20 protein-coding genes are annotated in these 24,296 nt (G+C 42.1%); 10 read left to right on the top strand and 10 right to left on the bottom strand.

Annotated features, from left to right (window positions below):
* Positions 1-45: 45 nt before the first annotated feature.
* From bcp to purL, 4 genes are all read right to left on the bottom strand, one after another.
* Entirely contained in the window at positions 46-510 is a 465-nt protein-coding gene (gene bcp, locus EJN84_RS07180) for a thioredoxin-dependent thiol peroxidase (protein ID WP_129594779.1), read from the bottom strand.
* A gap of 84 nt (positions 511-594) precedes the next feature.
* Positions 595-1,704 carry a DNA-processing protein DprA gene (dprA, locus tag EJN84_RS07185; protein ID WP_129594780.1) on the bottom strand — a complete coding sequence of 370 codons (1,110 nt, stop codon included), beginning with the start codon at positions 1,702-1,704 and terminating at the stop codon, positions 595-597.
* 53 nt (positions 1,705-1,757) lie between these two features.
* Positions 1,758-2,162, bottom strand: coding sequence for an acyl-CoA thioesterase (locus EJN84_RS07190; RefSeq protein WP_129594781.1), 405 nt, complete (start codon positions 2,160-2,162; stop codon positions 1,758-1,760).
* Positions 2,163-2,174: 12 nt separating this feature from the next.
* Complete coding sequence (gene purL, locus EJN84_RS07195) at positions 2,175-5,876, bottom strand: phosphoribosylformylglycinamidine synthase (RefSeq protein ID WP_129594782.1); 3,702 nt, start codon at positions 5,874-5,876, stop codon at positions 2,175-2,177.
* 169 nt (positions 5,877-6,045) lie between these two features.
* Here purL and EJN84_RS07200 point away from each other — a divergent pair, with 169 nt between their 5' ends.
* Positions 6,046-6,666 carry a LysE family translocator gene (locus tag EJN84_RS07200; protein ID WP_129594783.1) on the top strand — a complete coding sequence of 207 codons (621 nt, stop codon included), beginning with the start codon at positions 6,046-6,048 and terminating at the stop codon, positions 6,664-6,666.
* 20 nt (positions 6,667-6,686) lie between these two features.
* Here the strand turns inward: EJN84_RS07200 and EJN84_RS07205 are convergent, their stop codons facing one another.
* Positions 6,687-7,184, bottom strand: a complete 498-nt coding sequence (locus EJN84_RS07205) for a metallophosphoesterase family protein (protein ID WP_129594784.1) — start codon at positions 7,182-7,184, stop codon at positions 6,687-6,689.
* Positions 7,185-7,255: 71 nt separating this feature from the next.
* Between EJN84_RS07205 and ppk1 the strand changes: the two genes are divergently transcribed.
* The 9 genes from ppk1 to EJN84_RS07250 all read left to right on the top strand — a co-directional run bounded on the left by ppk1 (position 7,256) and on the right by EJN84_RS07250 (position 15,817).
* A complete protein-coding gene (ppk1, locus tag EJN84_RS07210; RefSeq protein ID WP_129594785.1) occupies positions 7,256-9,349 on the top strand; it encodes a polyphosphate kinase 1 in 2,094 nt (697 codons plus the stop codon).
* Between the two features lie 152 nt (positions 9,350-9,501).
* Positions 9,502-10,059: an NADPH-dependent FMN reductase gene (locus EJN84_RS07215; protein ID WP_129594786.1), complete on the top strand. Its 558-nt coding sequence runs from the start codon at positions 9,502-9,504 to the stop codon at positions 10,057-10,059.
* Positions 10,056-10,880 carry a DODA-type extradiol aromatic ring-opening family dioxygenase gene (locus tag EJN84_RS07220; RefSeq protein ID WP_238943960.1) on the top strand — a complete coding sequence of 275 codons (825 nt, stop codon included), beginning with the start codon at positions 10,056-10,058 and terminating at the stop codon, positions 10,878-10,880. The genes EJN84_RS07215 and EJN84_RS07220 overlap by 4 nt, the downstream gene beginning before the upstream one ends.
* 15 nt (positions 10,881-10,895) lie before the next feature.
* Positions 10,896-11,534 (top strand): DsbA family oxidoreductase, encoded by a 639-nt coding sequence (locus tag EJN84_RS07225; protein WP_238943961.1) that lies wholly within the window; start codon positions 10,896-10,898, stop codon positions 11,532-11,534.
* A 50-nt stretch (positions 11,535-11,584) separates the two neighbouring features.
* Positions 11,585-12,547, top strand: a complete 963-nt coding sequence (locus EJN84_RS07230; protein WP_129594787.1) for a 2-hydroxyacid dehydrogenase — start codon at positions 11,585-11,587, stop codon at positions 12,545-12,547.
* Positions 12,548-12,594: 47 nt separating this feature from the next.
* Positions 12,595-13,329, top strand: a complete 735-nt coding sequence (locus EJN84_RS07235; protein WP_238943962.1) for a DsbA family oxidoreductase — start codon at positions 12,595-12,597, stop codon at positions 13,327-13,329.
* Positions 13,330-13,366: 37 nt separating this feature from the next.
* Positions 13,367-14,446 (top strand): alcohol dehydrogenase catalytic domain-containing protein, encoded by a 1,080-nt coding sequence (locus EJN84_RS07240; protein WP_165004145.1) that lies wholly within the window; start codon positions 13,367-13,369, stop codon positions 14,444-14,446.
* A 69-nt stretch (positions 14,447-14,515) separates the two neighbouring features.
* Positions 14,516-15,337 carry a dienelactone hydrolase family protein gene (locus EJN84_RS07245; protein WP_165004148.1) on the top strand — a complete coding sequence of 274 codons (822 nt, stop codon included), beginning with the start codon at positions 14,516-14,518 and terminating at the stop codon, positions 15,335-15,337.
* 27 nt (positions 15,338-15,364) lie between these two features.
* Positions 15,365-15,817, top strand: a complete 453-nt coding sequence (locus EJN84_RS07250; RefSeq protein WP_101488248.1) for a MarR family winged helix-turn-helix transcriptional regulator — start codon at positions 15,365-15,367, stop codon at positions 15,815-15,817.
* Positions 15,818-15,901: 84 nt separating this feature from the next.
* Here EJN84_RS07250 and EJN84_RS07255 read toward each other — a convergent pair whose 3' ends face one another.
* Genes EJN84_RS07255 through EJN84_RS07275 form a run of 5 tightly spaced genes read right to left on the bottom strand, consistent with a single transcriptional unit; the run spans position 15,902 to position 24,136 of the window.
* A complete protein-coding gene (locus tag EJN84_RS07255) occupies positions 15,902-18,241 on the bottom strand; it encodes a glycoside hydrolase family 3 N-terminal domain-containing protein (RefSeq protein WP_129594790.1) in 2,340 nt (779 codons plus the stop codon).
* A 7-nt stretch (positions 18,242-18,248) separates the two neighbouring features.
* Positions 18,249-19,634, bottom strand: a complete 1,386-nt coding sequence (locus tag EJN84_RS07260) for an alpha-L-fucosidase (protein ID WP_129594791.1) — start codon at positions 19,632-19,634, stop codon at positions 18,249-18,251.
* Between the two features lie 41 nt (positions 19,635-19,675).
* A complete protein-coding gene (locus EJN84_RS07265; RefSeq protein ID WP_129594792.1) occupies positions 19,676-20,434 on the bottom strand; it encodes a hypothetical protein in 759 nt (252 codons plus the stop codon).
* A 12-nt stretch (positions 20,435-20,446) separates the two neighbouring features.
* The gene (locus EJN84_RS07270; RefSeq protein WP_129594793.1) at positions 20,447-22,339 is read right to left on the bottom strand and encodes a SusD/RagB family nutrient-binding outer membrane lipoprotein; all 1,893 of its coding nucleotides are present in this window, start codon (positions 22,337-22,339) and stop codon (positions 20,447-20,449) included.
* Between the two features lie 24 nt (positions 22,340-22,363).
* Positions 22,364-24,136: a SusC/RagA family TonB-linked outer membrane protein gene (locus EJN84_RS07275; RefSeq protein ID WP_394343087.1), complete on the bottom strand. Its 1,773-nt coding sequence runs from the start codon at positions 24,134-24,136 to the stop codon at positions 22,364-22,366.
* Between the last annotated feature and the right edge of the window lie 160 nt (positions 24,137-24,296).

Raw genomic sequence — 24,296 nt, forward strand, 5'->3', positions numbered from 1 at the left:
TTAAGAATAAATTGATAAAGAAGCCATTCTATTGTCCGAAAATTTCTATAAAGTAATTTCCAACAGTTGATCGGCATGATTTTTTGTGTCAACATTTCGTCCTTCAATGATATGGCGGATAATGCCGTTTTCATCGATAATGAAAGTAGTACGAACCGTTCCCATGTATTTTTTGCCTGCAAGCGTTTTTTCTTGCCATACCCCAAATTGCTCGACGAGTTTTTTGTCGGTATCTGCAATGAGCGGAAAAGGAAGAGAAAATTTTTCGATGAATTTCTGGTGTGAGGCGGCGCTATCAACACTTACTCCAACGATCGCAAAGCCGGCATTTAGCAAATCCTGATAGCCGTCTCGAAGACTACAGGCTTCAGCAGTACATCCGGGTGTATTGTCTTTCGGATAGAAATACAAAGCCAGTTTTTTGCCGGCAAAATCGCTTGCTTTCCACTCTTTTCCGTTTTGGTCTGTTCCTAAAATTTCAGGTATTTTATCTCCAATTTTTAATGCCATTTTTCTTTTTATGTTTTATCGAATTTGGTTGCCAAAGATATAAAAAATAATTGCAAGCTTATAATGGCTCGCTTAATGATTTTTTTAAAGTAATTTATACATTCCGCCGGGTGAGGCCTGAATAACGTTTTTCATTTCGAGTTCGAGAAGTGTCATAAATAGCTCCGATACAGGAATATTTAATTCGATGGCGAGGCGGTTTACCTGCATTCCATCGGTTCCGTTAAGAGCATTGCACACTTTCTCTTCGTCTTCCGAGAGATTTAAAAATATTTCACGTTGTCTTGGATGCTGAGCTTTTGTTGAGGTTTCCCATCCGAGTTGTTCGAGAAATGTTTGAGTGTTGCGCAACAAGACGGCTTTATTATCGGCAATCAATCGGTTGCAACCTGCCGACATGACGTCCGTATTGCGACCGGGGACGGCAAAAACTTCTCTGAAATATGAGTTCGCGATCTCGGCGGTTATGAGTGCTCCTCCTTTTTCGGCCGATTCAATCACCACCAATGCGTCAGACATTCCGGCAACAATTCGGTTTCGTTTCACAAAATTGTGTTTGTCGGGATTGGTTTGACTTGCAAACTCGGTTATCAATGCTCCTTTTTCGAGCATTTCGATCGCCGTTTTCCGATGCACTGCCGGATAAATTCGATCCAAACCATGAGCCAGCACACCGACTGTGGATAAATTTGCACTCAACGATGCCCGATGAGCACAAATATCGGCACCATAAGCCAATCCGCTTACAATCATCAAATCGGGAATTTTTTCGGACAATTGATGGACAAATTTTTTACAAAATTCCTGCCCGTATTCTGTCAGCTTGCGTGTGCCGACAATACTCACGATCTTTTGCCGATTAAAATCTGCATTTCCTTTTGCATAGAGCAGAATGGGAGCATCTATGCAATTATTGAGTCGGGACGGATAGTCTTCGTCGGTAAAAAAGAGCAGTCGAAGTTTGTTTTTTTCGACAAATGCAAGTTCTTCTTCAGCCCGTCGAATAACTTGAGGATTGCGAATTTCGTCAATGAGACGACGCGAAATACGTGGAATTTTTTCGAGATTGCGAACGCTTTCCCGAAAAATCGCTTTTTCGTCGCCTACAGCCTGCATCAGATTTTTGGCAAGCGTAATGCCCACTCCTTTGATTTGTGTGAGAGCGATGCGATAAAGCGATTTTTCTGTCAACATGATATCCTTACCCGTTGTTTGTTGCCAAAAATAGTTTTCTATTGTGATGTTTTTTATAGGTAATCCTTAAAAGCTTCGTCGAAAATGTCGGGATACGAAAGTTTGCCGTTAATCAGTGTTACTACTTCTATTTTTCCTTTTGCACAGACGGCATTGTCAGATAATCGGATGATTTGTTGATGGAAAATATATTTTAATTTTTCTCGTTCGAGTTTTGAAACCGTACAAATAAATCTATCCATTCCGATAAGCGGGACTTTATATCTGATTTCGACATGCGAAACCACTGCATCTATCCCTTTTTTGTGCAATTGACAGAAGTTAAGGCCAACTTTTTCAAGTAGTTCGTGGCGAGTAACTTCGAAATAATGCTGATAGTTGGCATTGTTGACATGTCCCTGAGTATCGCATTCATAGTCACGTACTTTCATTTCATATTCAAAAATATGTTGGCTCATTTCGATCGATTTTTATTGTCGTTTTTCGAGAATCCACTCTCGTGCATTGGCGAAAGCTTCCATCCAGGGTGTAACGTCATGCTTACGATATTCGTAAGGATAATAAGCATTTTGCCAAGGGAAAATGGTACGTTCCAAATGTGGCATCATTGCCAGATGTCGACCATCTTTTGAACAAACGGCGGCAGTGGCATAATCCGATCCGTTTGGATTCCCGGGATATTCATCGTAACAATATTTTGCTGTAATGCAATATTCCGATTCCGGCTTGGGTAATTCGAAGCGACCTTCGCCATGAGCAACCCATATTCCGAGTTTTGTTCCACTCAATGATTTGAACATAACCGATTTGTTTTGTGGAATTTCTACGCTTACGAACGTTGATTCAAACTTGTGCGACGTGTTGTGCCGCATTTTGGGATGTTCGTTCCCCATTTCGGGATAAACCAGCCCGAGCTCCATCATCAGCTGACAACCGTTGCAAATGCCCAAACTCAATGTATCGGGACGCGCATAGAAATTTTTCAGCGCTTTGTTTGCCTTCTCGTTATACAGAAAACCACCGGCCCAACCTTTAGCCGATCCGAGTACATCCGAATTTGAAAAACCGCCACAAAAAACCGCGAACTGTACATCTTCAAGCGTTTCGAGCCCCGAAATCAAATCGGTCATGTGTACATCTTTCACGTCAAACCCTGCAAGATAAAGTGCATAAGCCATTTCGCGTTCGCCGTTGGTGCCTTTTTCGCGAATAATAGCAGCCGTAAGCCCCGATTTTTCTTTTCTTTTCGGATCCAATCCAAGTGACTCGAACTTACCGGAGAAGTGCGGTAAAAAGCTGAATTGTAACGGTTGAGTTTTGTAGTTTTCGAGACGTGCTGCTGCGCATGTTTCGCCGCTTTGTTTGCGGTCGAGCAGGTAGGAGGGTCGATACCAAATATCGCGTAGCGCATCTATATCGAATTCCTGTCGGAAATTGTCTTTTTCGATAACCAGTTTCCTATTCTGTATCGGACGTGCAATGATAGCATAACCGATTTCGTAATCATCCAGAATTTTTTCCACCAGATGATGATGTTTCACCTGAATGAGAATGCCGGGATTTTCGGAAAAAAGTATTTTGATGAGATCGGAATGATGAATCTTGTCCAAACGGGCCTCCAATCCACCCTCGGGATTGGAGAAGCACATCTCGAGCATGGTTGTAATCATTCCTCCGGCCGAAATATCGTGTCCCGCAAGTACCAACCCTCGGTTGATAAGCTCCTGAACGGCATCGAAAGCGTTTTTGAAATATTCCGCATCAGTAACCGTGGGTGCTTCGTCGCCGATTTTGTTCAGTGTTTGAGCGAAAGCAGAACCGCCAAGACGGAATGTGTCGAATGAAAAATCGATATAATAAATATATGTTCCCTTGATGTAAGCCAGATTAGGAGAAACGATTTTTCGAATATTCTTCACTTCGGCTGCTGCCGAGATAATAACGGTGCCCGGTGCAAGTACTTTGTCGCTGCCATATTGCTGCGTCATCGAAAGCGAATCCTTGCCGGTTGGGATGTTGATGCCCAAATCGCATACGAAATCCGAACATGCTTCCACAGCCTTGTAAAGACGCGCATCTTCGCCCGGATTGCGGCAAGGCCACATCCAATTGGCGCTTAGCGAAACGCTTTTAAGCCCCTCGGCAAGTGGCGCAAAAACGATATTGGTCAGCGCTTCGGCAACGGCCAAAATTGAACCGGCAGCCGGGTCGATCATCGCTGCCTGTGGCGCATGACCTATAGAGGTTGCCATGCCTTCGAATCCACGATAATCAAGTGCAATTGCACCTAAATCGCTCAACGGAAGTTGTATTTCGCCCTGACATTGTTGTCGGGCAACTTTCCCGGTAACGGAACGATCGACTTTATTGGTAAGCCAGTCCTTACATGCCACGGCTTCGAGTTGGAGTACATTTTCGATGTATGTTCCCAGATTTTCGATGGAATATTCAGGAGAAGCAAAAATTTCTTCAACCGTTTGGTCGTTCATGATGGTAACCGGTGGTTTGCCGAAAAAATCTTCCAAATTCATATCTATGGGGCAACGACCGTCTGCCTGTCGGAAAGTAAATTTCAAATCATCGGTCGTTTCACCCACCACGTACATAGGCGATCGTTCGCGCGAAGCGATGCGTTCTATCCGTTCGATATCTTTTTGTTGACAGAGCAGTCCCATACGTTCTTGACTCTCGTTACCGATAATTTCTTTGGCCGAAAGCGTTTTATCGCCGATGGGCAATTTGTCCATTTCGATGATTCCCCCTGTTTCTTCCACTAGTTCCGAAAGGCAGTTCAAGTGACCACCGGCACCATGATCGTGGATAGAAACAATCGGATTTTCGTCCGATTCTGCAAGCGAACGAATGACATTCGCTACACGTTTTTGCATCTCAGGATTGGCACGCTGAACTGCATTCAGCTCAATTCCGGAGGAATATTCGCCTGTATTGACGGATGAAACGGCTCCTCCACCCATACCAATGCGGTAATTGTCGCCCCCGAGCACGATGATTTTTTCGCCACTTTCAGGTTTGCCTTTCAGCGCATCGCGTTTGTTGGCATATCCCACGCCTCCGGCGAGCATAATCACTTTGTCATATCCAAATTTTTTGCCGTTTTCTACATGTTCGAATGTGAGCAGCGAGCCACAAATTAACGGTTGCCCGAATTTGTTGCCAAAATCGGATGCGCCGTTCGAAGCTTTAATCAGAATTTGTTCGGGCGTTTGGTACAGCCACTTTCGGGGTTCAATATTTTCTTCCCAAACACGACCTTTTTCGGTGCGGGGATACGAAGTCATGTAGATTGCCGTTCCGGCAACCGGAAGCGAACCCTTGCCACCGGCAAGTCTGTCGCGAATTTCACCGCCCGTGCCGGTAGCTGCACCGTTAAACGGCTCGACGGTAGTAGGGAAATTGTGTGTTTCGGCTTTAAGAGAAAGCACACTCTCTATTTCTTTCGTTTCGAAAAAATCGGGTTTGTCTCCGCTTATCGGGGCAAATTGTTCGACTCGTGGCCCTTCTATGAAGGCTACGTTGTCTTTGTATGCCGAAACGAGTTTGTTGGGATTAATTTTCGATGTGAGTTTAATAAGTTGAAAAAGCGAACTTTCTTTTTCTTCGCCATCGATGATGAATTTTCCGTTGAATATTTTATGGCGACAATGTTCGGAGTTGACTTGCGAAAAACCGAAAACTTCGCTATCAGTAAGGTTTCGTCCCATTTTTTCGCTGACCGATTTTAAATAATCGATTTCTTCGTCGCTCAAAGCCAGCCCTTCCTGCTTATTATAGGCCGCTATGTCTTCAATATATATGATGTCGTCGGGTTGTTTGTCGATATGAAAAATTTGTTGATCTAATTTTTCATATTTTCGTTGGAGCATCGGATCGAAGTTTTCGCTATTGGCTTTATTTGGATCATCCGGAAAAAATTCCTCGATGCGTGAAATTCCTTCGATTCCCATATTTTGCGTGATTTCTACCGCGCAAGTGCTCCACGGAGTGATCATCTCGCGTCGGGGGCCGATAAATGGCGAAGGAATTTCGGTCGCTTCGAGCATTTCGGCGTTGCCGAAAAGCCATATCAGTTTTTGAACCGTTTCGTCGGGGAAAAAAGCATTGGTTTCAACGCCAATAATGCTCTTCGACTGTGTTCTGAAAAAAACAATCATAATCTATATTGTGAGGAGTTACAGCAAAAAAACGATTTATCGTTTGAAGCGCAAAGGTAATGAAAAGGGATGTAAATTGGTAATGGTAGAAATTGTTTTTGCGGGTTGAAGGGATAGGTATTATCTTTGTCTTCACGCAAACTGCTTTTGTTCACTCAAGACTTGATTCATGTTCGAAATAATTTCCAAAGGATTTATAATCGGGTTATTGGTATCCTCTCCGATGGGGCCCGTGAATATGTTGTGTGTTCAACGTACGCTCGATCGAGGGCATTTACATGGCTTGATAACCGGGTTTGGGGCAGTATTATCCGATCTTATCTACGCTTTGATTACGCTTTTGGGGGTCAGCTTGATTTCCGATTTCATTTCGAAAGAGCAATATACGATTCAGTTAATAGGAAGCATAGTGTTGATAATTTTCGGATTTATTGTCTTCCGGACGCATCCGTTGAAAGGGTGGTCACCTCAAATACAACACGAAGAAACACGTTATATTAAAGATTTCGTTTCTTCCTTTTTGCTTACTTTTTCCAATGTAACCATTATTTTTGTTTTTATTTCGTTATATGCCCGTTTCAGCTTTAATCCTTTTGATCATGGATATGGGAGTGTGATAGTTGCAATAATTTCGTTGGCAACCGGTGCTGTTTCATGGTGGATTTTTCTTACGGCTTTTGTTTCGAAACTGAGGCACCACTTCAGCCGAAAAGGCCTTGTCGTACTAAATCGTGTCGTAGGTTCTATCCTGATGATTATCGGATTTGCGGGGTGCTTTTTATCGATGTAGTAAAACCTATATAAGTTTGTTTAGTCGTGTTTTCCCAACTCGATAACTTCCAAGTCGCGAATGTTGCCATTGTCCAATACAAATCGCAATAGTGTTCTCACCCGATGAAATCCGTATTTGCCGGCTGCCCCGGGATTCATATAAAGGCATTCCAACTTTTTGTCATACATCACTCGTAAGATATGCGAATGACCACAGATAAACAATTTTGGAGGATTGGAAAATAATTGCGATTTTATTTTGGGTTCATATCTTCCCGGATAGCCTCCGATGTGTGTCATCAAGACATCTATGTTTTCTGTTTCGAAACGAAGTTTTTCGGGATAGGTGTAACGCGTTGGGTAATCGTCGATATTTCCGTACACTGCCCTAAACGGTTTCAACGATTCGAATCGTTGAGCAAGTTCGAGTGAGCCGATGTCTCCTGCATGCCAGATTTCGTCGCATGATTCAAAATAAGTCTCATATTTCTCGTCCCAGTAATCGTGTGTGTCCGAAAGTAATCCTATTTTTTTCATCTTTGTGTTTGCATCAAAACAAAAGTACTATATTTACGTTTTACAATTTAAATTTTTCGTTAGTAATTTCTATGGGAAACTTGCCTTATAAATATTTCAAACGTGATATCAGTTGGTTATCGTTTAATTATCGAGTGCTACTCGAAGCCAAAAACGAATCTCTTCCCGTATATGAGCGCATAAAATTTCTTGCCATTTATTCTTCGAATCTCGAAGAGTTTTATAAAGTGCGTGTCGCCGGTTATCACAGTTCTTTAATTCACAGCATCAAGCGCGATGAAACGGTGGAAGAAGCTCTACAAACACTTATCGAGATAAACAACGAAGTTACCGCGCAGGAACAGGAATACGATCATATTTTTCACGATATGATTCTTCCGGAATTGAAGCGCAATCATATCATACTGCACCTTTCGCACGAACCGCTTCCTTTTCACAAGGATTTTGTGGAGAAATATTTCAATGAAGAGGTTTTTCCTTTTTTACAGCCGATGATTATCCAGAAGGACGATATACATTCTTTCATTCAGGACGGACGTATTTACCAGGTAATCAGCTTGCGTAAAAAAAAGAAAAACGGCCTTGTGAGTTTCACCACCCGGCTGACTTATGCCATTATGAAAATTCCATACACGCGTCTGCCCCGTTTTGTAGAATTGCCGGAGTATGAGGGTAATCATTATATCATGTTTATCGACGATATCATCAAAGCCAATCTCAAGAGTGTATTTCCCGGTTACGAAATTTTGGATTGTTACAGCATAAAGATTTCGCGCGATGCCGATTTCACGCTCGATGAAGACGATCAGGAAAATATCGCGGAAGAAATTTTGAGTAAAGTACGCAAACGCAAAATCGGTGCAGTAACTCGTTTTCAATATGATCGGGACATGCCCGAATATTTTCTGAAATATTTGTGCGAAGCCTACGAAATAGAGGAAGAAGAACTTTTGCCTTCGGGGCGATATTTAAACTTGTCGGAATTGGCCGAACTTCCAAATCCGGTTGGCGCACCTCTCAAACGATCTTTTCCGCCTCCACTTCGTGTCCCGGAACTCGAATCGAACAATTCGATTCTCAACGTTCTGCGAAGACAGGATGTGCTGATTCACTTTCCATATCAGTCTTTCGACTATGTTCTGCGTTTTCTGATGCAGGCAGCTTTTGATCCTAAGGTACAGGAGATCAAAGTTACTCAATATCGTGTGGCCGAGAATTCGGCTGTGGTCAATAGCTTGATCAGTGCAGCTAAAAACGGCAAGAAAGTTACCGTTTTTGTTGAGCTCAAAGCTCGTTTTGACGAAGAAAACAATTATTTCACCGCCGAGCTTATGCATCGGGCGGGTATTAAAATAATTTACAGTCTGCCCGGATTGAAAGTGCATGCCAAGTTGGCTTATGTCCGCAAACGCAGCAACGATCAGAAGCAGCCATTGAAAGGGTATGCCTATTTGAGTACTGGTAACTTCAACGAAAAAACCGCGCGGATATATTCGGACAAAGGATTGATGACTTCCAATCCCGAAATTCTCGAAGATATCGACGAAGTCTTTCGAGTGCTGGAAGGAAAATCGCACACTCGTGATTTTAAGCATTTGCTCGTTGCTCAATTCAATATGGTGGACGAAATTCTAAGAATGATCGATCGGGAAGTCGAACATGTGAATAATGGGGGTATTGGCCGCATTATTTTGAAAATGAACAGCCTCGAAGACAAGGAAATGATCAATGCCTTATATCGTGCAAGCGAAGCGGGAGTGCAAATAGATCTGATCATTCGCGGAATATGTTGTCTGGTTCCCAATCAGCCATATAGCCAAAACATCCGAATAACACGCATTGTTGACGGATATTTGGAACATGCTCGTGTATGGTATTTTTATAATAATGGCCAAGAAGCTGTATATCTGGCATCTGCCGATTGGATGGAACGAAACTTGCGTCGCCGCATCGAGACTGCATTTCCGATACTTTCGGAATCACTTAAAAAGCAAGTTATCGATATTCTCGAAATTCAGTTGAAGGATAATCAAAGTGCCGTTTGGATCGACGAAAACCTGCAAAACGTTTTTAAGCACGACGACAATCCACCTGTCCGGTCGCAGGAAGCTATCTACGAATATCTCAAAGAGATTTCCGAGTCACATAGCACCATAATGCGTTGAATAAAGTTGGGGAGTATATATCATTATAAATCAACGCACTATAATCAATTTATGATTTTTAATCGAAATCTTTCCGATTATTTAACATATTATATGTTGCAACATATAATGTATAAACATATCTTTGTGCAGCATTTTAAAAATACAGCAATATGATAAAAATAGGAATTATTATTGGGAGTACCCGTCCCGGTCGCAACTCGGAAGCAGTTGCCAAATGGGTGTATCAATTAGCGAGCACACGTAAGGATGCAGAATTCGAACTTGTAGATATCAAAGATTACAATCTGCCGCTGCTTGACGAGCCTATTCCTGCTTCGATGAATCAGTACATGAACGAGCATACGAAAAAATGGGCCGAGAAAATTGGTTCGCTCGATGCTTTTATTTTCGTTACACCCGAATACAATCACGCTCCTACCGGAGTATTAAAGAATGCTATCGATTATCTTTATGCAGAATGGAACAACAAGGCTGCCGGATTCGTGAGCTACGGTTCGGCCGGAGGTGTTCGTGCTGTTGAGCAATTGCGACAGATTATGGGCGAAATACAAGTGGCCGATGTGAGAGCTCAGGTTCAGCTTTCCCTCTTTACCGATTTCGAAAATTTTAGTGTTTTCAAACCCGGCGAATATCAGGAAGCTCCGCTTCATACCATGATCGATCAATTGGTTGCATGGGGAGAAGCATTGAAAACGATCCGAAAATGACCATGAATTCATCCGACAAGTTACCCGTATTCTTTATTCCGCACGGCGGAGGCCCGTGGAATGTGATGGACGATTCGATGGGCGATCCCGAAGGATATGGGAAGCTGACCGAGTACTTGAAAAAACTTGGACAAGAGTTCGGGCAGAAAGCCCGTTCTCTGCTAATTATTTCGGCTCATTGGGAAGAACCGCTGCCAACTGTTCATTTCGGGGAAAATCCCGGTATGTATTACGATTACTATGGTTTTCCCGAGTTCACTTATCATATTCGATGGGATGCCCCCGGAAATCCCGATTTGGCAGCAGATGTCGATCAGTTGCTGCGGGCATCGGGATTTAAAACGGCTCACGAAACAGGCCGCGGCTACGATCACGGAACTTTTGTCCCAATGATGGTGGCTTTTCCTCAAGCCAATATTCCGACGGTACAACTTTCGCTTGTGCAAGGTTTGGATCCCGCCATTCACATAGCCATAGGAAAAGCCTTGGAACCGCTTCGTTCGGAAGATGTTCTGATAATATGCTCCGGCATGAGTTATCACAATATGCGCGGTTTTATGGCAGGAGGTAATTATGTAGGAAGAGTTTCGAAACAGTTTGACGATTGGCTTACTGCTGCCATCGAGACCAAAGATATTGAAAAACGAAATGAGTTGCTGATTCATTGGAAAGATGCTCCTGCCGCTTTGGAATCGCATCCGCGAAGCGAACATCTCGTTCCTCTATTTGTGGCTGCCGGTGCTGCAGGCGAAGATTTCGGATATAAGAATTTTTCGGGAACAATAATGGGGGCAACCGTGTCGAGCTTTAAATTTGGATAAATAAAATCAAAGGTGATGATGGAAACAAAGACGATTACGATAGAATTTTTTCATGATGTGCTTTGCGCTTGGTGTTATGCATTGTCGCCACGCGTGGAAAGATTGAAAAAAGAGTATGGCGACAAGATAGAAGTCGTCCATCGTTCATTTGCATTGGCTCCCGAGCCGGATGGAATTGCACGAATTTTCGGTTCGAAAGAACAGGGAAAAATAGAAATATTGGGGCATTGGCGTGCTGCCAACGAAAATGATGACGAACATCGCATTCATGCCGAATTGATGGCCAAGAAGGATTTCGATTATCCATATTCCACTCCCGGACTGTTGGCTTGTAAAGCTGCAGAATTGCAGGGAGGAAATGCGATGCACGAAAAAATGTTCAACCGCATTCAAAAGGCCCACATGACCGATTGCGACAATATAGCCGATTTTGAGGTTCTGAAAAAATGTGCAGCCGACGTTGGACTTGACATTGAGCAATGGGCAAAAGATTTTCGAAGCGATAAGGTAAAACAAATGCTCGACGAGGATCTATATCGTGCCTATCAATATGGCGTTAATTCGGTGCCAACGCTCATTGCCAACGGAAAGTATAAACTTAGCGGAGCTCAACGATATGAAACGCTCCTAAGATGGATCGAACAAATAAAATGAACGTTCCGGGCCGATAAATGTTATAATGCGTATTTTTAATTACGGTGAATATGAATATTTTAGTAACATTTAAAACGTTTGGCAATCAAAAAGATTACTTAAAAAACATTTTTAAAGATTCGGCGACTGTCTTTTTTGCTGAGGATTATCGTGAGGAAGATTTGGGGGATGTTTTTGCAAAATCGGATATACTCTTGTCATGGAATCCGTCTGCAGAAGGAATCGATAAAAATCGCGTTCCTTTGGGCAATATCAAGTTTGTGCAATTGATGTCGGCGGGATATGATCATGTCCGTCTCGACGATTTTCCCGATGCCTTGCCTATCTCTTGCAACAAAGGAGCCTATGCCGAGCCGATGGCTGAACATGTTGTGGCAATGATGCTTGGTTTGAGCAAAAGATTGACCGTTTATCACATGGATATGTCCAATGGTCATTTCAAGCAAATGGAAAGTCAAACCAAATTTATCAAAGGTACAACCGTGGGAATTGTCGGGTTTGGCGCAATCGGGAAAGCTGTGGCAAGATTGTTGTCGCCATTTGGTGTACACGTTTTGGCAATCAACACATCGGGAAAGACGGACGAGAAAGTCGATTTCATCGGTACACTTTCCGATTTGGATTATGTCCTCAAAAACTCCGATACACTCGTGCTGACGATTGCTCTAAACGAGCATACAAAAGGATTGATAAACCGACAAAAATTGGAATTGATGAAAAACGATGCCGTTTTGGTGAATGTTGCGCGAGGCGATATCATCGACGAAAAATCGTTGTACGAACATTTGAAATCGCATCCCGATTTTTATGCCGGAATCGATGCCTGGTGGATTGAACCATTTAAATATCAAAAGTTCGAGTTGCATTATCCTTTCTTCGAATTGCACAACTTGCTGGGTTCACCCCACAATTCGGCACTCGTTTACAATGCCATGTTGATGGGCACAGAACATGCCGTGCAAAATATTTTCAGATTTATTCATGGCGAAAAGCCCGAAGGACTTATTCGCTGAAACCGGATTCTGACAATTAACAGTAAACATTTAAAATTTCAAGAATAATGACTACCCAACAACCCACAGACTTCAAAATCAAGGTCGAAATTTGGAGCGATGTCGTTTGCCCATTTTGCTATATCGGCAAACGGAAATTTGAACGTGCATTGAACAATTTTTCCTTTAAAGATCGGGTGGAAACAGAGTGGAAAAGTTTTCAACTCGATCCTTATGCCGTAACCGATCCGAAAAAGTCGTCGCTACAACATTTAGCCGAAAGCAAAGGAATGTCGGCCGATCAGGCTGCTCAGTCCATTTCATTCATAACCAACATGGCCAAACAGGTCGGGTTGGAATATCATCTGGATAAAACCCCGGTCGTAAATACATTCAAAGCCCATCGATTGCTGCATTTAGCAAAAAAATACGGGAAACAGAACGAAATGGAGGAAGCGCTTTTCGATGCCTATTTTACGCAAGGGAAAAATATCGACGATGATGCGACATTGCTTCAATTGGCCTCGAGTATAGGATTGGACGATAAGGAAACGACAAACGTTCTGACGACCAATGCATTTGGAGATGATGTAAAGAACGATATTCGTCGAGCTCAACAATTGGGAATTCACGGAGTTCCGTTTTTTCTGATCGATCAAAAATTTGCCGTTTCGGGTGCACAAGACGAATCTGTTTTTCTCAAAGCGTTAAATAAAGCACTCGAAGAGCATCAAAAATCGGATCTGATCGAATTCAACGGTGATGATGCCGGCGTATGCGGTCCGGAAGGATGTGCTATCTAAACTTATCAAATACAACATTTTAAAAATCAAATTAACAATGAAAGCAGCAGTATTATATGAATTGGGGAAGCCCCTTCGCATAGAAGAGGTTCCTGTTCCCGAATTAAGGGACGAAGATGTACTTGTGAAAGTGGAAGCGACTTTTGTGGCGCCATCAATGAAAGATATTGTCAATCCCGGCGGATTTTTTATTCGTCCCACGTTACCTGCGATTTTGGGATCGGATGCTATTGGCACTGTTTCAAAACTCGGTAAGCACGTAAAAGGCCTTTCCGAAGGTCAGAAGGTTTGGGTCAATTCGATGTTGTATTATCCCAATGACGAATACGCACTGAAGGGTAGGGAAGGATTGAGCGATTCGATGGCATTTCAGGGAATGTTTACGTTCAATCCCAACAATGTGGCGTTGATGGACGAATATCAAGGTGGTTTTGCCGAGTATATCAAGGCACCGTCTTATAATATTGTGCCGCTACCCGATGATTTTGCCACGGAACAGGCCGTACGTCTGGGTTATCTCGGCACCGCCTATCGCGGGTTGAAAAGAGCCGGTGTGCATTATGGATCGACCGTAATTATCAACGGAGCTACGGGCACTGTCGGAACCGGTGCCGTATTGTTGGCACTGGCAATGGGCGCGATCAAGGTGATTGCGGTTGCCAATAAAAAAGATCGGTTGGAAAAGCTCAAACAAATAGACCCTTTGCATATCGACACGATTTCGCTTCAGGATGGCGAAGTTACGCCCCGGATCATGCAGCTTACGGGAGGAAAAGGCGCCGATGCCCTTGTGGATTGTCTTTCTTATGTCGACACCAAATCCACTCAGCAATGTATTTTCGGCGTTAAGCGAGGCGGGACAATTGTTTGTTTGGGTGGCGCAACGGGTGATCTGACTATTCCTTATGGTTATTTGTTGGGTACCGAAATTTCGCTTACGGGATCCATTTGGTTCCATTCCTATGAAGCTGCCGAAATGGTAAATATGGCCACTGCCGGTCGCTTGAACTTGAATGTGTTCGAGGTAAGATCGTTTTCGTTGGAGCAAATCAACGATGCCATCGATTTTGCCGGCTCGCGCGTAGGAGGGTTGACAACAACGATGGTAAAATTGTAGTTGACAACCAAATATTCGATTTAATCGTTATTAATTATATTAATTATTAAAACAAATACGACAATGAAAATGAAAAAGAATTTAATGACAACACTGCTTACCGGTACATTTTTTGTGTCGAGTATGTTCGCAGGCCAATATGCAATGGCAAAGGATGAAGCCCTGAAAAGTAAGGAAATTACCTATACTGTAGGCAATCAAAATTTCAAAGGCTATATTGCCTGGAAGGAAGACGGAAAAGCCGTAAAACCCGGTATTCTGGTTGTCCACGAATGGTGGGGTTTGAACGATTATGCAAAAATGCGTGCCGATATGCTGGCCGATTTGGGCTATGTAGCAATGGCCGTCGATATGTTTGGCGATGGCAAAGTATATGAAACGGCTACAGAAGCTCAAAATGCCGCAGGGTATATCTTTTCCCATCCCGATTTGTTGAAAGAAAGAATTACCAAAGCTTACGATATCCTCACGTCACAAGATAATGTCGATAAACAACATATCGGAGCAGTCGGTTATTGTTTCGGAGGCACGGTAGCTCTTAACGCAGCGGCGATGGGATTACCTCTCGATGTAGTGGCAAGTTTTCATGGAGGCTTAACAGGTTTCAAGGCAAGTGAAATGATGAAAAACACGAAAGTGTTGATCTGTAATGGTGCGGCCGATGCTTTCGTGCCACAGGCCGATATTGACAATTTCAAAAGCGAAATGGCCAAATATAATATCGTTTACGAATTTAAAAACTACGAAGGAGCAACCCACGCTTTCACGAACAAATATTCAACCGAAGCCGGCAAAAAATTCAATATGCCCATTGCATACAACGAGGCAGCCGACAAAGCTTCATGGCAGGATATGATTTCGTTCTTTGCAAAGTATTTTCCTGCAAAATAACATCCGATCTTTTTTAAACATTTTGTCATGAGCATCGAACAGGAAATACACGGACGTTTTCGAAATCCTTATCACAAAGGACTGATCAACCTCATATACACTGCGAAACAAGTGAGTTACGAATTTATGCAGTCGCTTAAAAAGCATGATATGACCGACCAGCAATACAATGTGTTGCGCGTGTTGAGAGGTTATCGCGACAAAGGACCGCAAAATATCGGATTCATCAAGGAGCACATGCTCGACAAGCAATCCGATATGAGTAGAATTATCGACAGACTTTATGAGAAGGGAATGGTCAGTCGTGAGGAAAATCCTGAAGACAGACGCCAAAAACTTGTCGAAATTACCGATAAGGGATTGAAACTGCTCGATGAAATGTTTGATTGCGAAAAATCGAGCGATAGACTGTTGTCGAATCTTTCGCTCGAGGAAATTGACCAACTCAACAAATTACTGGATAAAGTCAGAGAAAAGTAGGTTAGTTACTTCTACAGCAATGAAAAAAACCGCATCCCGAATAAACTTGAGATGCGGTTTTTTCGTGTTACGGTCTTGTTATGTTTACCGATAATCAATGGTTCCTCTCAGACGAATGTCGTTGGATGCGGCTCCAATCATTAGAATGAATTCACCGGGTTCGGTATCGAGCTGCATTTCTCGGTTGTAAATTGCCAACTGAGATGGAGAAATGTCGAAATGAATTTTCTTTGATTCTCCTTTTTTCAATCCGATTCGTTGGAAATCTTTCAGTTGAATGGGGGGCGTTGCAACTGAACTTACGACGTCGCGAACATAAAGCTGAACGACTTCTTCTCCGTCCCGATTGCCAGAGTTCGTGAGTGTGAAATTGATGGAAATATTCTCTTCGTTCTGTTCGATATGCAAGTTGTCGTATTTAAATTGAGTGTAGCTCAATCCGTATCCGAAGGCATAAAGCGGAATACCGCTACCTTCCACATAATTGGCCATTTTACCCAACGAATAATAAACCGGCAATTGCCCAACCGATCGTGGAACTGATACTGGCAATCGTCCGGCCGGATTGTAGTTCCCGAAAATTACATCGGCAATCGCGCTTCCACCTTCTTGCCCCGGGTACCATGCCGTGAGCAATGCATCGGCTTTTTCGGACGCATTATTCATGTTTAGCGGTCTTCCCTGAATATACACAACGATAAGTGGTTTGCCCGTTTGAGAGAGCGCATTCATTAACTTTTCCTGATCGCCTAACAAGTCAAGTGATTCACGGTCATAACCTTCGCCCGATTCCATATCGGGAACAATATCGTCTTCGGTTTGCTTAACGGTTGCTGCACCGGTTTCGATGTATTCCGTTTTGAAATCGCGAGCACTCGAGCCTCCCACCACCAGAACGATTGCATCAGATTCCGTTGCCAATGCAACTGCTTCGGCAATATTGCTTTGAGTTGTGTCGCGAATAGCGCATCCTTTGGCATATTTTAGGGTGGCCGATGGAACCGCTTTTCGAATTCCTTCGAGGACAGTAATTATGTTACTTTCGTCTTGTGGTGCTGTGTAATCGCCAAGCTGATTGTATTGGTTGTCGGCATTCGGGCCTATAACGGCAATTTGCCGAAGGTTTTTCGACAATGGAAGGATATTGTTTTTATTTTTCAACAATACGATGCTTTGCAAAGCTACCTCTTTCGCCAAATTTCGATGATCGATGTTTCTGACCGAGTCTGCAGCTAGTGACGGATTTACGTAGGGATTTTCGAACAATCCCATTTCGAATTTCAGCCTGAGCACATTGCATACGGCGCTGTCGAGATCAGCTGAGGAGATCAGCCCTTCTTTGAGGGCTTTTCCCAGATTTTTCCCATAGGCATTTCCTCCCAAATCCATGTCTAAACCGGACTGTAGTGCCATCGCTGCTGCGTGTTTTATGTCCGGAGTTACGTGATGAGTCGTGGCAATGCCTTCGACACTCCCCAAGTCGGAAAACGTGAATCCTTGAAAATCCCATTGATCACGCAATACATCTTTTAGCAGAAAAGAATTTGCCGTACAGGGGATGCCGTCGATAGCGTTGTAGGAAGTCATGATGGTGCGTGCACCTGCTTGAATTGCCATTTTGAACGGCAGCAAATGATCGGAAAACAGTTCCCGCATTCCGATTTGTGCCTTTTGTCCGTTGTGTCCACCCAAAGGAATTCCGTATGCGGCAAAATGTTTGAGTGTGGAAAAAACATGATGTCCATCGTCGAAACGATTACCCTGAAGTCCTTTCACAAATGCGCTTCCCAATATGCCATTCAAAACGGGATCTTCACCAAATGTTTCTTCCATTCGCGACCAGCGGGGTTCTCTTGCCACATCGAGAATAGGTCCATAAGCAATATGTGCTCCCTGCAAGCGAGTTTCGAGCGCAATGACGCTTCCCATTTTTTCAATCAATGCCCTGTTCCAGGTGGATGCCTGTCCTATCGACGTAGGGAAAACGGTAGTCCCGATAGCCATATGGCCGTGAGCACACTCTTCGGCAAAGAAAATGGGAATCCCCAATCGAGTTTTTTCTACTGCATAGCGTTGCAGTTCGTTTAGCGCTTTGGCCGATAGCTCTGGATTCAAACCTGTAATGAGTGTCTTCTTTGTCCATGGATCAGCGCGCAACGTTGCCCAAAATGCACCGAGTGGCATTTGCTGCATTTGGTCGATAAATTTCTCGGAAGGAACGACGCTTTTTTCGCTTGTCTTGGTGTACATCTCCCAACCTAAGGGACAACACAGTTGACCAATTTTTTCGGTTACGGTCATGCGCTCGAGCAAATCTTTAACTCTTGCCTCAATGGGTAGATTGCGATTTTTGTAAGCAGGTTGAGAGAACCCATTGAAAATGGTTAGAATTGCTAGGATTAGTAATAGATGTCTGATGTTCATTTCAACTTTATTTAACTTGAAACGAAAATGCAAGAATACTTCTCTCGTTCATCGTTTTTTTATCGGGATAAACTCGAATGAAATTTCCATGTTGTTGCCATTTCACGGCTTTCCCGTTTTGCAACAGCTTCATTTTTGTGCCTTTCATTGGCAAGTTGTTTTCCCATTCGATGAACGATTTCGGTGCTTCATCCTTCGCCGGGATGAAGATAGCATAACGCGTTTTCTGATCCTTACTTTGTGTAAACCATACATTTCCGCTGCGATAATCGGGTGTGATGCGCGTGTTGTAAATTGCTTCACCATTCATTTTGAGCCAGTGACCAATTTTTGTCAAACGATCCACCACTTCGGGTTGGATAATGCCTTCTGGGGTTGGTCCGATGCCCAGCAGTAAGTTTCCGCCTTTAGCGGTTACTTCCACCAACAATGAAATTACCTCATCTGCCGTTTTGAATTTGGCATTTGGAGTCCAGCCCCAATCGGTACCCAACGTAATGCAACTTTCCCAAGGGTAGGGGAGTTGTTTTTCGGGAATGGACCGTTCTGGAGTAAGGTAATTTTCGTTAGCACCATGCACGGTACGGTCAACAGCTATTAATCCGGGTTGAGACTGTCGTGCTTGCGCAATGATATCGTCCATTTTGATGTCTTGTCGGGGTGCTCTCACCCAACCGCCATCCAGCCAAAGAATATCGATGTGGCCGTAATTGGTCATCAATTCAAGAATCTGATTGGCGGTAAATTTCTGAAACTTTTGCCACCGATCGGGATGGCGTTCTATTTTGTAATTCACGTTACGTGTAGGTGTCGCAAAGTATGGCCACCAATAATATTCCGAATGCCAATCGGGTTTCGAAAAGTAGGTTCCTACCATGAACCCTTTGTTTCGAAAAGCTTCGAGAATATATTTCGTAACATCCGCGTGCGGATTGTCCTTGAAGGCGCCATGAGTGATCGAAAAATTTGTTTGTTTGGTGTCGAACAGGTTAAAACCGTCATGATGTTTTGTCGTAAAAATCATGTATTTTATTCCTCCATCTTTAGTGGCTTGCGCCCATTGTTCGGGATTGAATTGCGTTGGGTTGAACCGATCGATGAGCCCCCAATACCATTTCTTATATTCGTCGTAAGCGATGGTGCTGTCGCGAGGAATCCAGTCTTCATCTTCTGAACAAATCGACCACGATTCTACGATGCCGGGAACAGAATACAATCCCCAATGAAACAAAACGCCGAATTTGAGATCCTGCCACCGGTCGAGTTTTTCGAGCACATTCTTGTCGGTTGGCCACACATATTCCTGCGAAGTTTCGTGAACAAACCCTTGTTGAGGAAAAAGATTTATTAAACATAGAATGAGAAATAGGAATCCTAAAACGTATTTTTTCATTTATAAGTTTTGTTTTTAAAGGAATAGACAATAATGTTATGTTACGATTTATGGGAAGTTAAGCAAAAATCAATCAATTTGATGGCATCAGAAGGGTTATTAAATTCGACTTTATTTTCTTTGATATATTGAAGAATCTCGTTTTTCTTTTCAGGAAAAATTTTTATCAGGTCCTTTTCATTCTTGCAGGTCTGTTGTTCATTTCCAATGCGAAACCAATATTCATTTTTTCTTACAAAATCAACAATTTCCGTTGATTGATTTTGATATTCATCATGAGTCCAATAAGAGGTGTTGAGGGTTTCCACCTTATTTTGAGTAATTTGACCGTATGCCCCCTTATTCCCCCGGTATTTTTGTTTTAAATTCCAATTGATAAGGATGATATTATTATTTTTAGTTTCAACAAATTCGACATATACCTTATTATATGGAATAAATTTTCTATTTGATATATATATGGTATCTACTTCATTGTTGTTTAATAAAATCATTTCTTGTCCATTCTGCTGGTACATCATTGTTTTATTTGAGGTATCATAATTGAGTTGAGTTGAAATCTTTAAACCATTTTTTAGAAGAACACTTCCATTTGTGTATTCATTAAATAGAAGAGTCTTTTTTTTAGTCTGACAATTCAACCGGAAACAGTTCCCGATTATCAATGATGATAAAACAAGAAGAATTATTTTGTATGACATGTTCATCGGTAATAAAGCTAAAAGAACAAGTAAAGATACTTTATCTTGCAGAAATAAAAAAATCAGAGCCAAGAATTCCGGCTCTGATTTTAGAATCATTATATGAATGAATTACATTTTTGGACCTTCTCCATATTGAGGAGCATTTATGTCTTGCCAAACTCTTTCAGAATTTAACAATGTTCCATCTTGATTTGATCCGGGAGTAAATCCCTGACTTTTGTATGCATCGATTAAAATTTGATACATTAAATCTGTTGGAGATGGAGCTGCAACTTCGAATCTGCGAGGCACTGCCGTTTTAGGAACTTTTGGTGCAAAATCTACCCATTCAATTAGAGAAGAGTTTTCCTTAGGGCAACCAGATCTTCGGACAGTGACGAATTGATCGTCTGGAAAAAGAGTGAAATGCAACAATTGTTGAATATAAACCTTTTCCAAATCCGATGCAACATCTCCTGTTAGTTGATAATCAGGGTTACTCATCATTTCCTCTATTTCGCCGGGTTGAAGATCTATTACTTTTTCATTCGGATCATAATCGTATGTTTTACCATAATATGGAATTTTATTCAATCTGGCCAACCGGTCATATTCTTCAACGGAGGCTCGCAAGGCTTTGTTGAAATATTCGGCTGCTGTTTTTGGAAGTGAAGCTCCCAATAATTTGAATTCAGCCAAGTAGAGATTGACTTCAGCTGTCGACATGTACATTCCATACCAAGGATTATCATCTACGTCTTGAATGACAGGGCCTCCTGGAAGGGTGGGCAATGTGAAATCGTAACGACCGATAATCATTTCTTGTTGGAATCCGGAGTAAGGAAGGTAGGTTTTTTCAACGTCACCGATTTTTAGTTTAGAGCGGTTACCGTAATCAAAGTAATCTCCATAATTCTGTGCATCAAGGGCAGCATCCATTACTACTGGTAATCCATAATAACGAACCCAAGGTTCGCCCATTCCTTTCCACGAGATAAAAGTTTTTTTGCCATCGGCCTCAGTGTAATTTATATTGTCCAAAATATATTTAGGAATGTCTTTTCCCTGATCAAAGAATCCTTGAACAATTTTCGAGTTCCAACTATTTTTTCTGTAAAAGAAACGTACACGTGGATCTTTATTCTTAAGCATAAAATCTATCACATGTTTACTTGAAGCCGTACTGCCCAAAAATCCCTGATTCCAATGGTAAACTTTATCTCCATCGTCTTTTGTTATTGCATTTGCTTTGTTGAAAAGGAAATCATCATCACTTCCATCCAAAACTCCACAAGAAGCGTTTGCAACTTCTGAAGCAATTGATAAAGCCTTGGGTTTATCTTGCGATATCAATCTTGCAGCAATTCTCAGTTTTAAAGAGTTTGCAAGTTTCGCCCATTTTGCAACATCTCCCTTATAAACCACATCTTGATTCTGAGGGAATATTTGATCTGTAGCAGTAGTGAGTGTGTTTATGGCTTCATCCAATTGAGTAATCCATAAATCATACAGATCTTCGATCTTATCATATTTAGGAGTCAGTGTGCCGCCATAACGAGCTCTTGCTGCCTCGGTATATGGTCGATCCCCATACATATCGCTGTCAAAAATTCCAAGATAAATACTCAGAATATCTACACATGAGGCCAGGTTTGCATACTTGGCTGATTCTGTTGGATCCAGAGTCGAGCGAACATATTCAATATCACGTGCATATTTTAAAACCGCAATGTATTGACTGCCCTGATCACCTGTGGGAGTTGTTTGGGTGTAGGTTGAAGTGAATCCTCCGGTTGGAACTCCCATCTGACTCCATGCAAAAGTCATCGGTGCATTGTAATACCATAATAGATACCCGCTTGGTTCAAAATTGATTACAGCCTGAGCGAATAGATAAGAAATATTGGCCTCTGTTACTTGAGACGGATTTGAATTTATTTTTGCCATATCATCGCGGCAACTAGTTGTTAACAACAATATTCCGCTCAGGATTGCAGTTAGGTGATATATTATTTTTTTCATCTCTTTTTATTTTAGTTATAAGCCTTAAAATCCAATGTTGATTGTTAACATATAATTAGCTGTAAATGGAGAGAAGGTACGCACACGAAATTCGGATGCCGATGTTCCACGTACTGCTTCAGGGTTCTCTCCATTTGGCATATTATTTAAAAGATATGCCAGATTCCTTCCCGTCAGGGACAAGTTCATACTGTTAGCTTTCATTTTTTGAGCAACTGATTGGGGCAATTTGTAACTGAGAGTAACTTCTCGCAAGGAAATATAATTCAATTCCGAAACCCAATCATCATTTACAACTCCATTTCCCCAGCTATTAGTAAAATATTTCCAAGTAGATGCGTGAGTTGGCTCAATTTTCCCCTTATCATATAACGATTGATAGGTTTCTCCGCCTTCAGTCACAGTGTAATATGTTCCATCAGGTTGTTTGATTTTAGTTCCTGCTAATAAGATTCCATCCGGTATCAATCCGTCAGAATATGTGATATTGTCGAATTTCGATGTCCATGTCATCCCTCCATATTCGGGAGCTGAATATTTCAACGATTTTTCCGTATAACCATATGCGGTCCCATAACGTGATCCATATGAGGCTACATAACCGCCGAATCGCATGTCGAGGAGTGCTCGTAAATTCCAATTTTTATAACTTATGCCCGTCCCTATCGAACCCAAGAAATCAGGTATGAGAGAACCAACGACTTCAGCTTTTCCACTCCGTCTATAATAAGCAAAACGGCGAGTATCTGACCATCCCAATATAGGCAACCCTGTTGCTTCATCAATGGCTTTTTTAGAGTCCGACATTAGAATTCCATACGACTCCCCGACTTTGGCTACTGATCCTATACGATAATTTCCATAGTTTACCGACCCGTCCAGAGAAATATAGTCCGCTACATTTTCGTGAAGCGAGACAATTTTATTGTTGTTTTTTGTATAAGTAAAATCAATAGTCCATTTCCAGTCATTATTCATAAACGGAACAGTATTTAATGCTATCTCGATTCCTTGGTTCTGAATATTTCCGGCATTTATGTATTGATTGCTTATTCCCGAAACGTACGGAACCGCGATCGACATAATTTGATCATATGTATTTTCCTTGTAGTAAGCAAAATCCAGGTTTATGCGATTGTTCACAAAACGCCAATCCAATCCCACTTCCCATGCATTTTTACGTTCGGGTTTCAGGTTTGAATCATATACTGTTGAGGGCAATTCTAATGAATAAACTTTTCCATTAGCAGTCGCCGATGTCCCGATGGAATAAGCCGTATTGATTATATAGGGTTGAGTGTCATTTCCCACTTGTGCCCACGAACCACGAACTTTCATAAAAGAAATCCATTCGGGTAAATTGAACGTGTTGTGTAACAACCATGAACCCGAGATAGATGGGTAAAAGTAGGAAAATGTACCATGACCATCAGAATAAACGAGTGAGGAAGACCAGTCATTTCTACCCGTTACATCTACAAAAACCTGATCAGCCCAACTTGCACTAAATTGAGATGCGATAGAATACATCCTTTTTTGTCCGCTGATATACCCATCGTAACCGACATTTTCTTTTGAGTTGTTAATAAAATATTGTCCCGGCACGATTAGGCCTCCGTTGGTACTTAGATAATTATATTGCTCTATATTGTTGTAATATTCACCTCTAACGAAACCCCCAATCGTCCAATCTTCAAAATTTTTCAGAGCATTGAAAGTGGCATTCAAATTTGTTTGCTCTTTAGTATATTGAGACATCGAATAACTGCCTCCTTCATTGGCATATCCAGATCCCAAGGATTTGTTTTCACTTCGTATATAATAGTAGTTACTAAAGTTTCGCACTTCGCTTTAATCTAAAGAATTCCTCGAGGCTTGCCTCGGGGTCAATCCCATAGAAACCAAAGGTTTCTAAAGATAAAGCGTTATCTTAGTTTGTATGGAAGACGAACATATT

The sequence above is a fragment of the Seramator thermalis genome (assembly GCF_004138125.1).
Lineage (GTDB): Bacteria > Bacteroidota > Bacteroidia > Bacteroidales > Dysgonomonadaceae > Seramator > Seramator thermalis.